We start from the raw sequence: 10,112 nt of genomic DNA on the forward strand, positions 1-10,112 counted from the left end.
ATGTTATTTTTCATGCTCCCTCCGATCAGATGTTTCAGCCAACTCGAGTGCTTACCCCCGCCCTAGTGCGAAGGGGAGAAGAACGGTGTCATGACAGCGGTCGCGATCAACACGAGGCAGATGAGCACATACTCCACGGCAACTGTGCGCTGAAACGAAGCAACTGCGCCCGAACTGCTCGCCAGCACCGGTCCGTAGCGCCACTTGTTTAATCCGGCGAGCGCCATGAGGAGCACGAACCCACCGGCCTTGGCAAGCAGCAACAGACCATAGGTCTGAGCCAAGACGCTCCAGCGATCAACGAGCGCCAGCGTCAGAGCCACCCCCAATAGAAAGAGGCCGGGTACGACGATGCTGGCCAGCTGACTGAACTGGGCCACGATGTGTGCGCAACGCTGCCTGGGCTCAAGACGACTTACGATGTGCAACGGTGCAAGCCCGCCAAACCAGAAAGCGACCACCAGCAGATGCAAGATCAGCACGATTGACAGCCACGCGCTTCGCTCAACATCCGCGGTGTGGCCCACAAACGTGAACCCCACCACGACACTCAAGCCACCCAAGAGGCCGAGAAGGATGGGCGCCACACCTTCGCGGCGTATCGTGATAGCTATGAGGCCCAAACCAGCCAACCGAGCACCCGCTGCGGCGCTCAGGGGCGAATCCAGCACAAGCTGCTGCAGACTCCAATCGAAAACCCCTGCTAGAGAGCCCGCCATCCGTGCGGCCTCAAGTGAATAGTGGACGGCGACGAATGCGATGCCCGCGAGCGCTGAGATAAACCCGACATCGCGTATGCGCCGGGAGGACTGTTCAAGCAAGCGGCCGAACGTGGCGATCGATATCGCTATGCCGGCCGCCTGAAAGAGCGCGATAAAGCTCAGCGCGCGCACAACCACTGAGATCACGTCCGTCGCCGTCATGGGGAACTCCGATTCCCTCGCTACTTCGGCTGCACCGTGAACTTCAATGCACCGTTCATGACATGATTGTCACTTCCCACCACACGCCAGTTGACGGTGTACTTGCCCGGCGCCAATGGCTGGAGCGGAACCGCAATCGCCTTCGATGCCTCTTTCGGCAACGAGGCGACCGGTTTCGCTTGCTTCTCGCCCTCCTTCTGGAGGGAGAGCGCGGTCAGGCGCGTTGCTTCAGAGAAATGCAACATGAGACTCGCTGGCGGGTCGGCGAGCACGGCATTGTCCGCGGGCATCGCCATTTCGAGATGCGTGTGTGCTTGCGCTATCCCGGTGAAGGCCGCTGCAAGCACGAGCGCTGAAAGCAATTTCTTAACAAACACGTATAAGTCTCCAGAGTGGGAACAACACAACGAAACAACACACTCACCGCGAGATCGAGAACGGCGACGGTCAGCCGTTGGTGCGCTCAGAACCAAACGCGCAACCCCGCCACCAACTGCACATCGCTAGTGTCATGACCCGCTGCGCGCGCCAGGTCTGCGGTCTTGCCGAACTGGCGTGACCAAACCACGCCGACAAACGGCGCGAATTCTCGTCGAATTTCGTAACGGAGCCTCAGCCCCACTTCTGCATCAGACAACCCAGCGCCGATGGCATTCGCGGCGTCGTCCTTGCCGTAGATGTCAAACTCCACTTCGGGCTGCAACACCAATCGTTGCGTCAGCAGCAGGTCGTATTCACCGGAGAAACGCGCAGCGGTCCGACCCTCCTCACCGACATAGAAGGTTGCTTCGACTTCGAAGAAATAGGGCGCGAGGCCCTGCAGCCCGAGGGCCGCCCAAGTCCGCTCCGGGCCTTCGGCGAAGTCGTGGCGGACACCCGCCTGCACGCTCCACCAGCGGCTGAAGATTCGATCCCACAACAGTTCGGTGCGAATCTCCTCCTCACCGTCGACACGCTCACCTTCGGTCTTGAACCAGAGCTTGTTGTAATCGTTGCCGTAGAATGCTTGCCCATCCCAGATCAGCGCATTGGCATCGTCGACCTTGCGCCACTCGAGTCGATCCAGCAGCACCATGCTGTATGGCGCAGTATCTTCCATCTGCATCAATTCGATCATTCGCTCTGCGGACATGTCCGGCATGGGTGTTTGCGGAGGGAGCGGCGGCACATGGGCGCGTTCGCTCTCGGTCGGCGCATCCTTCGCGCCGGAATCATGGTGAGCGTGCCCGTTCTCTGGTGATGCAGGCATTTCATGGCCGGCATGTTCAAGTTCTTCAGCGGACCGATCGTCTTTGGTCTCACCTCGTGCTTCATGACCTGCGTGCTCATCCGCGGCAGGTTGTGGTATCGGCTGCTGATGCTCCGGTGGATGCTGCGCAGTCGCGGGCATGGCCACGATCGCGCCAATCGCGGTCAACAAGACGGTCACGCAATTCATTCGTGATCTCCATGTTGGCCGGCAGGCGCCACTTCGACCTCTCGGAACATCCCGGCCTCCATGTGGTACAGCAGATGGCAGTGATACGCCCATCTGCCTAGAGCGTCCGCCGTGACCGCATAGCTGATCCGCTGCGCCGGATTGACGGTGACAGTATGTTTGCGGACCTGGAATTCGCCGTCTGGGGTTTCGATCTCGCTCCACATGCCGTGCAAGTGGATCGGGTGCGTCATCATCGAATCATTCACTAACGTGATTCGCAGTCGTTCACCATGGTTGAACCGCAGTGGCTGCGCCTCCGAGAACTTCTGGCCATTGAACGACCAGATGAAGCGCTCCATGTGTCCGGTCAGATGCAACTCGATCTCACGATCTGGATCGCGCCGATCGATCGGCCCACCGATCGTATGAAGATCTGCATACGTGAGTACGCGTCGTCCGTTATCGCGCAAGCCGACGCCCGGATCATCGAGCCGCGAATTGACCTGCTGAGCTTGCGAGTCGACGGTGACTTTACGTTCGGTCGCTGCATGTTTGGGTGCACCCGAGGCGGCGGCTCCATGATTCATCGCCGCGTGCCCCATGGCGGCGTGGTCCATCGGTTCGGCGGCCTTTTCCTCACCGTGCTTCATCGCGCTGTGATCCATCGGCATCTCTTCGCCGGGCTTCATTTCACTGTGATCCATGGGCATCGAGGCCTGCTCGGCCGGGCCGCTAGAATTTTTCCCAGCGGTACTCGGTGCGCCGTGCTGCATTTGTCCCATGCCACTCATGTCATGAGCCATACCCATATCGCCCATCGTGAGCAACGGCCGGGGATCGAGCGGTGGGATGTCTGCCTGCATTCCTTCGCGCGGCGCCAAGGTGCCGAGGGCGTAGCCCGTGCGATCCATGGCCTGAGCAAAGATTGAGTAAGCTCGATCGTCCTTCGGCTCCACGATGACGTCGTACGTTTCGGCGGTGGCGATACGGAACTCGTCCACTGTGACCGGCTCAACGTCCTGCCCGTCCGCTGCGACGACGGTCAACTTCAGATCGGGAATGCGCACGTCGAAGATGCTCATTGCGGATCCATTGATGAACCGCAACCGGACTCTTTCACCGCGCGAGAACAGCCCTGTCCAGTTGCTGCCCGGCGCGACACCGTTCATCAAATACGTGTAGGCATAGCCGCCCACGTCTTGGATATCCGTGGGGTTCATTCGCATCTGTCCCCACATGCGCCGATCCGCGACCGTTGGTTTCAAACCTTGCTGTCGGACGTCTTCGAAAAAGTCGCCGACCGTGCGCTTGCCGAAGTTGAAGTAATCGCTTTGCTTCTTGAGCGTGGCGAAGAGCCGCTCCGGATCGATGTCGGTCCAGTCCGAAAGAAGGATCACATACTCCCGATCGGCACGCTGTCGTTCGCCGCCTTTGCGCTCGATGACGATGGGGCCATACAGACCGGTTTGCTCCTGAAAGCGCGAATGCGCGTGATACCAGTACGTCCCGTATTGATTCACCTTGAAGCGATAGGTGTACATGCCGCCGCTCGGGATACCTTCGAAACTGAGTCCCGGCACACCATCCATGTCGGCGGGCACGATCATGCCGTGCCAGTGAATCGAGCTGCGCACCGGCAGGCGATTCGCCACGCGCAACGTAATGGTGTCGCCTTCGCGCCAACGCAGAAGCGGCGCCGGCACTTGCCCATTCACCACCGTCCCGATCCGAGCCTTGCCGGTGAAGTTCACGGGCGTCTCGCCGATCTGTAAGTCGAACTCCGTGCCGGAAAGAACACTCTGCTTCGTGTTCTGCGGCCAGGCGAGATTCCGCGTCGTACCCAGGACGAACAAGCCGGCACCTGTGCCAGCAAGAAACTTTCGTCGATTCATGCCCCCGAGCGGGGTGCGCAACAATTCAATCTTGGACATCACAACCTCTTGGCAGATTCATGCAGCGGGCGCGCATCGGGCACGCCCGTTTCGGCCTCTGCTGATTCCTCAGAGAAGCAATTGAGAATGGACTGTCGCCCGGGCTCGGCCGTCGTGGGCGCGTCGAGAAATTCAACGAGGTGGGTACGCCAACGCTTGAGCTCATCGATTTTTCCATCGATGACTCGCAACTTCTGTTGGACGACGGTGGTCGCCGCGTCGTGCGCGCTATCGAGTGCGAGCAGCTCGCTAATTTCTTCCAACGAGAAGCCCAGCAGGCGTCCACGGCGAATGAACCTGAGTTGCTTCAGGTTGAGCTGCGAGTATTCACGGAACCCGGACGGCCGACGGAAATCGGCCGCCAGCAACCCGGCTTTCTCGTAGAACCGAATGGTGTCGATGCTGACATTGGCAAGCTTCGCCAGCCGGCCAATCGAAAACGCTTGCATGAAAACTCCCACCCGTCCGGCTGCATCGCTGCGGCCGAGGCGCATCACGCGCGCGGCGCAGGGATTCAACGGACCCTTCGGATATCAAAGCGCCAAGTGGCAGCAAAGAACGCTGCCGCGGCGCTCACCGCGACGATGGAGTGGGTGTCAGGCGGGAGGACGGAATAGGAGGGAGATTCGATCCGGCGTGTGCCGGAAAGCGGGAGCCGCCAGCAGGTGTTCTTCCGGCGGCGCAACGTTCAGCGTTGCTGGGGGCATCGCTAACCCCGAAAGATGCAAGCATGCGCAGTCGCACCCGGTCTCGCAACAGTGTTCGTGCGAGGCGGAATCGTGAGGTTTGCTGGTCAGGTCTTCGGAAACAGCTGGGTTCTCGCTGTTGGCTGCCGTGGTCACATGATCCGGACACGGCCTCTCCTGGGTCTGGGTCACGGCAGGCGCCGCCTCAGCGTGGCCGGACTCAGCCGGATGCGGCATCGAATACGCGAACTCGCCCAAGACGAGACGCGCGATGAGCAGCAGAACAATCGACCAGCGATGAAGAAAAGCACGGTGCACCGACGTAGCGTATCGCCCCCAGCGCAGAGTCGCAATCGCGACGCGTTGAGGATTCGCCTACAGCACGAGGCTGGCCCTGAATCTGGACCGTACTCCAGATTTTTCTTTGACGAATCAAGTGCCTTCCAGGAACAACAAATGTCGGCGCCGGATTGACGACACACCCTCACGGCCTGCCCTCTCTGGGTCCTCGCGCCACTGTCTCAGGAGAACCGTATGTCACACGAGACCATGCAAGCTTGCATTGACGCATGTAATGCGTGCGCTACCGCCTGCGATCACTGCACGAGCGCTTGCCTACAAGAAGATGATGTGAAAGCACTCGCTCACTGCATTGCACTCGATCTCGACTGTGCCGAGATCTGCCGAACAGCTGCGGCTTTCACGAGTCGTGGCAGCGAGTTCGCATCGGTGATATGCGCCGCCTGCGCCGATGTCTGTGATGCATGCGCTGAAGAATGCGAACGTCACGATATGGACCACTGCCGTGAATGCGCTGCCGCCTGCAGACGCTGTGCCGATGAATGCCGCCGGATGTCGACACAGTGATCCGGCGCCAGCACGGGCCGTGCGGCCCGCCCCACGATGCGTCAGTAAGCGCATCGTATTGATCAACTCAGTCCTTCGCAGGAGTTACATTCATGTCCCTCTTACCCAGAGAATGCCTTCTATCAGCCACCGTGATCGTTGGCATATTCGTCGCCCCGTCGCTCCAGGCGGAGGAACCAGGCCGCGGGTTCACTGCACAGTTTGAAGTCTCGTATCTGAAGTCTATTGCCGACCATCACCTTTCCGCGCTGAGAATGACAGAACTCGCTGCTGGGACGGACACCACACGCGACCCAGCCATCTCGCCGGCGGAAGGCACGTCGCCTACGCCAGACAGGCAACCGGTCGAAGCGAAAGCCGTCTCCGAGGAGCTGAAGTCTCTCGCACGGCGCAACAACCGCATGCAACGCGAAGAGATTCTCACGGCACTGAAGTTCCTGCGAGATTGGTATGGAATGGAGTACAGCCCGAAGATCGACAAACGGGGGCAGGCGCAGATCGCTTTGCTCGAACATGCGCCCGCCGGTGCGGACTTCGATCGCCTCTTTATGGAAGTACTGAGCCGACACCACTATCTCGCCCTTCGCCCGAGTACACAGTGCCAGGTTTCCGCTGAACTCGAGCATCACATGCTGCAGCGGTACTGTTCCGGCATCGTTCACGGCCAGATCAATGACATTTCAGACATGCGCGAAATGCTTTGCCGAGACTTTTCCATTTGTGACTATCAGCCACACGTCGGGTTGAAAGGAAGGCACTCCGGCGAGGACGGTGAAGCGCAGACGGACACGAAGCTGGAGCAATAGGCCGGAGTCTATGAGTCGGATGTCGGCGGCCCGCATTCTTAGCGGGCCGCGCCTGCGCCATCTAGTGCTACTTCTGCCACTTCTTGAGCTCTGCGATGTCCTTCTCGCTCGCTGTCATGATCTCACGTGCTTTCTTCTGAACCTGAGGGTCTGCACCGTGATCAAGCTCCACTTTGGCCATGGCGATCGCCTGTTCATGATGCTGGATCATCATGGTCGCGAAGTCCTGATCGGTCTTGCCTGTCATTTTCATGTTGTGCATTTTCGTCATGCCGCTGGACATGGCCTCATGCAGCGCCTTGGATCCCTCTGACTGTTGCATGCCCACGCTCTTGGCCGACTGCTGTTGATGCTGCGCGTGTTGGTCATCGGCGCTCTGCGCAGGAGAAGCTATCAGAACGGCCGCTGCAACCGCGGCAGCGCATGAAATTTTGTAAGTCATTGTCTCAACCTCGCGTTGGGTGGGTACATCTAAACGATCGTCGCCGGCATGCCGGTTCCCTTATGCGCAAGTGAACTGATTGATCAGTGGGACAGAAGCCTAGTGCCGCAGGTTCCAAGGACACGCGTGCCACCTTGCATCGCCGCCGAGGTGGCGAGGGCGCGGGAAACGTTGCGGGGGGAAGGCTCGGAAGGTCTCGCGTTGGGGAAGCGCTCGTCGGAGAAGCCGAAACTCCCATGTCGGGATGGCAAAAAACTATGGATCTTGATCCACACTCTCCGTGTCGCGACCTGGGTCAGACGGCTGCAAACTCAATCGCAATTTGCTAGGTCAGCCGAGCCCCCCGCTCGCTCCAATCTGGCCCCTAAGCGCTGACTTAAAAGCCGCAACACGAGCTGACACGCCAGTTCCTGATCAGCGTACGGCCGCACGAGTGACGTCGAGCCGCTGTCGGGCAGCACAGATTGCGCATCTTGCGCAGATCATGTGCGAAGTCTGCGACCACGCATGAGCAAGTACGCGGCTGGAATTACGAGCATCGAGAGCAAAGGCGCGCTGATCATGCCACCGACCATCGGCGCGGCGATCCGCTGCATGACTTCCGAACCGGTGCCATGGCTCCACAGGATCGGCACCAACCCCGCGATAATTACGCTGACCGTCATTGCCTTCGGTCGAACGCGCTGCACGGCGCCTTCGCGGATCGCGTCCATCAGCGACTCGCGGGTCGCTGCTTGGCCCTGAGAAAGACGCGTCTCCCACGCTTGCTTGAGATAGAGCAGCATGATCACACCGAACTCCGCGGCGACACCGGCGAGCGCAATGAAGCCGACGGCAGTGGCCACCGACACCTCATGGCCGAGCAGATAGATGAACCAGAAACCGCCGATCAGCGCGAACGGCAACGCGGCCATGATCAACGCCGCCTCATCGAAGCGTCGAAACGCGAGGTAGAGCAACACGAAAACGATGAGGAGCGTGAACGGCACCACGATCTTGAGCTTCGCTGTGGCACGTTCCAGGTACTCGAACTGACCTGACCACGCGATCGAATAGCCCGTTGGCAATTTCACTTCGCGAGCCACAGCGTGCTGCATGTCCTCGACCGCGGACTGCAGATCGCGACCGCGGAGGTCAACATAGATCCAGCCCGATAAACGCGCATTCTCACTGCGGAGCATCGGCGGACCATCCGTGATGCGCAGATCCGCCACGGTGCCGAGCGTGATCTGCGCGCCCGCCTTCGTGACGATCGGCAAAGCGCGCAAATCACTCAGCGAATCACGCAACTCTCGCGGATAGCGCACGCTGATCGGAAAGCGCTGCAAGCCCTCAATCGTCTCACCGATCGTTTCGCCGCCGATTGCGGCAGTGACAATGCTCTGTACGTCCTCGATATTCAACCCGTAGCGCGCGGCTGCGAGCCGATCGATATCGACTTCGATATACCGTCCGCCCGAGAGACGCTCGGCCAGGGCTGAGGTGACGCCTGGCACGTTCTTGACTGCTTCTTCGATCTCGCGCGCTACGCGATCAATGACGGCAAGATCGGTCCCGGCCACCTTGATACCGACGGGACTCTTGATGCCCGTCGCCAGCATGTCGATGCGATTGCGAATGGGCGGTATCCAGATGTTCGCGAGACCCGGAATCTTGACCGTGCGATCGAGTTCTTCAATGAGCTTCTCCGGAGTCATGCCCTCGCGCCACTGGTCGCGCGGCTTGAACTGCACGGTGGTTTCGGTCATCTCGATCGGCGCTGGATCGGTGGCGGTATCGGCACGGCCCATCTTGCCGAACACGCGCTCGACCTCCGGCACCGTCATGATGAGACGATCCATCTGTTGCAGCAGCTGTGAGGCTTTACCGGCGGACAGCCCGGGCAACGCGCTCGGCATGTGCAGTACGTCGCCCTCATCGAGCGGCGGCATGAACTCGCCGCCCAGTTGCATCAGTGGAATCACGGTGAGGGCCAGTAGCACGACACCGATCGCGATCGTGGCGCGCGGCCACTCGAGCACATGATCCAGCACTGGCCTATACACACGGATGAGGAAGCGATTGATGGGATTGCGGTCCTCGGAAGGGATCTTGCCGCGAATGAGATAGCCCATCAGCACCGGGACCACTGTCACAGCGAGGCCGGCGGCCGCGGCCATCGCATACGTTTTGGTATACGCGAGTGGCGAGAACAAACGTCCCTCTTGCGCCTCTAGCGTAAAGATCGGAATGAACGACAGCGTAATAATCAGGAGCGAGAAGAAGAGCGCCGGACCGACTTCGACGCTGGCATCGCCAATGAGCTTCCAATGCTCGGCGCTGGTGGGTTCGCGATCCGGATGTTCCTCGCGCCAGCGCTCGATGTGCTTGTGTGCATTCTCGATCATGACGATCGCCGCATCGACCATCGCGCCGATCGCAATCGCGATACCGCCGAGCGACATGATGTTGGCATTGATGCCCTGGTAGTACATGACGATGAAGGCGGCAAGCACGCCCAGCGGCAACGACACGATCGCCACAAAAGACGATCGGAGATGAAACAGGAAGGCGAGGCAGACGAGTGCGACGACGATGAATTCTTCGACCAGCTTCTGCGTCAGATTACGGACGGACCGCTCGATCAGCTGCGAACGATCATAGGTCGTTACGATCTCCACGCCCTCTGGAAGACTGGCGCGCAGCGTCTCCAGCTTCGCGCGCACGGCTTCAATGGTCTCTAGTGCATTCTTGCCCGAGCGCATGACGATGATGCCGCCCGTGACCTCACCTTCCCCATTGAGTTCGGCGATCCCACGGCGCAGCTCCGGGCCGAGCTGTAGCCACGCAACATCCTTCAACTGAACCGGCACACCATCGACCGAGGTGCGCAGTGGGATCTCGCGAAAATCGTCGAGGTCGCGCAGATAGCCGGTCGCGCGCACCATGTATTCCGCCTCTGCCAGTTCGAGCACGGAACCGCCGGCCTCTTGGTTCGCCGCTTGAATGGCCTCAATCACTTCGCTATGCGTAATCCCAAACGCACGCAGCCGATCCG

The 10,112-nt window shown here is 60.0% G+C and carries 10 protein-coding genes; 2 read left to right on the forward strand and 8 right to left on the reverse strand.

Annotated features, from left to right (window positions below; all coding sequences use genetic code 11):
• Positions 1-62: 62 nt before the first annotated feature.
• The 6 genes from JNL55_RS04865 to JNL55_RS37350 all read right to left on the reverse strand — a co-directional run bounded on the left by JNL55_RS04865 (position 63) and on the right by JNL55_RS37350 (position 5,278).
• On the reverse strand, positions 63-923 hold the full coding sequence (locus JNL55_RS04865; protein ID WP_293850099.1) for a copper resistance D family protein: 861 nt from the start codon (positions 921-923) through the stop codon (positions 63-65).
• Positions 924-943: 20 nt separating this feature from the next.
• Positions 944-1,300 (reverse strand): copper resistance CopC family protein, encoded by a 357-nt coding sequence (locus tag JNL55_RS04870; RefSeq protein WP_293850101.1) that lies wholly within the window; start codon positions 1,298-1,300, stop codon positions 944-946.
• 86 nt (positions 1,301-1,386) lie between these two features.
• Entirely contained in the window at positions 1,387-2,361 is a 975-nt protein-coding gene (locus tag JNL55_RS04875; protein ID WP_293850104.1) for a copper resistance protein B, read from the reverse strand.
• Positions 2,358-4,274 (reverse strand): copper resistance system multicopper oxidase, encoded by a 1,917-nt coding sequence (locus tag JNL55_RS04880; RefSeq protein ID WP_293850107.1) that lies wholly within the window; start codon positions 4,272-4,274, stop codon positions 2,358-2,360. Before JNL55_RS04880 ends, JNL55_RS04875 begins: the two co-directional genes overlap by 4 nt.
• Complete coding sequence (locus JNL55_RS04885; RefSeq protein ID WP_293850110.1) at positions 4,274-4,723, reverse strand: MerR family DNA-binding protein; 450 nt, start codon at positions 4,721-4,723, stop codon at positions 4,274-4,276. The genes JNL55_RS04880 and JNL55_RS04885 overlap by 1 nt, the downstream gene beginning before the upstream one ends.
• A gap of 147 nt (positions 4,724-4,870) precedes the next feature.
• Positions 4,871-5,278, reverse strand: coding sequence for a CopL family metal-binding regulatory protein (locus JNL55_RS37350; RefSeq protein ID WP_415923008.1), 408 nt, complete (start codon positions 5,276-5,278; stop codon positions 4,871-4,873).
• Positions 5,279-5,752: 474 nt separating this feature from the next.
• Here JNL55_RS37350 and JNL55_RS04890 point away from each other — a divergent pair, with 474 nt between their 5' ends.
• Positions 5,753-5,827 (forward strand): four-helix bundle copper-binding protein, encoded by a 75-nt coding sequence (locus JNL55_RS04890; protein WP_293850121.1) that lies wholly within the window; start codon positions 5,753-5,755, stop codon positions 5,825-5,827.
• A 92-nt stretch (positions 5,828-5,919) separates the two neighbouring features.
• The gene (locus JNL55_RS04895; RefSeq protein ID WP_293850113.1) at positions 5,920-6,633 is read left to right on the forward strand and encodes a DUF305 domain-containing protein; all 714 of its coding nucleotides are present in this window, start codon (positions 5,920-5,922) and stop codon (positions 6,631-6,633) included.
• Positions 6,634-6,700: 67 nt separating this feature from the next.
• Here JNL55_RS04895 and JNL55_RS04900 read toward each other — a convergent pair whose 3' ends face one another.
• Both JNL55_RS04900 and JNL55_RS04905 read right to left on the reverse strand, forming a co-directional pair.
• Positions 6,701-7,075, reverse strand: coding sequence for a DUF305 domain-containing protein (locus tag JNL55_RS04900; RefSeq protein ID WP_293850116.1), 375 nt, complete (start codon positions 7,073-7,075; stop codon positions 6,701-6,703).
• A gap of 482 nt (positions 7,076-7,557) precedes the next feature.
• The coding region (locus JNL55_RS04905) for an efflux RND transporter permease subunit (RefSeq protein WP_293850118.1) at positions 7,558-10,112 on the reverse strand (2,555 nt) is incomplete at its 5' end.

This window comes from Steroidobacter sp., from assembly GCF_016790065.1.
GTDB lineage: Bacteria > Pseudomonadota > Gammaproteobacteria > Steroidobacterales > Steroidobacteraceae > Steroidobacter.

What these genes read in the sequence shown, in the direction of transcription:
- JNL55_RS04865 (WP_293850099.1), bottom strand. Translation starts at nt 923, where the DNA reads ATGACGGCGACGGACGTGATCTCAGTGGTTGTGCGCGCGCTGAGCTTT.
- JNL55_RS04875 (WP_293850104.1), bottom strand. Translation starts at nt 2,361, where the DNA reads ATGAATTGCGTGACCGTCTTGTTGACCGCGATTGGCGCGATCGTGGCC.
- JNL55_RS04880 (WP_293850107.1), bottom strand. Translation starts at nt 4,274, where the DNA reads ATGTCCAAGATTGAATTGTTGCGCACCCCGCTCGGGGGCATGAATCGA.
- JNL55_RS04885 (WP_293850110.1), bottom strand. Translation starts at nt 4,723, where the DNA reads ATGCAAGCGTTTTCGATTGGCCGGCTGGCGAAGCTTGCCAATGTCAGC.
- JNL55_RS04895 (WP_293850113.1), top strand. Translation starts at nt 5,920, where the DNA reads ATGTCCCTCTTACCCAGAGAATGCCTTCTATCAGCCACCGTGATCGTT.
- JNL55_RS04900 (WP_293850116.1), bottom strand. Translation starts at nt 7,075, where the DNA reads ATGACTTACAAAATTTCATGCGCTGCCGCGGTTGCAGCGGCCGTTCTG.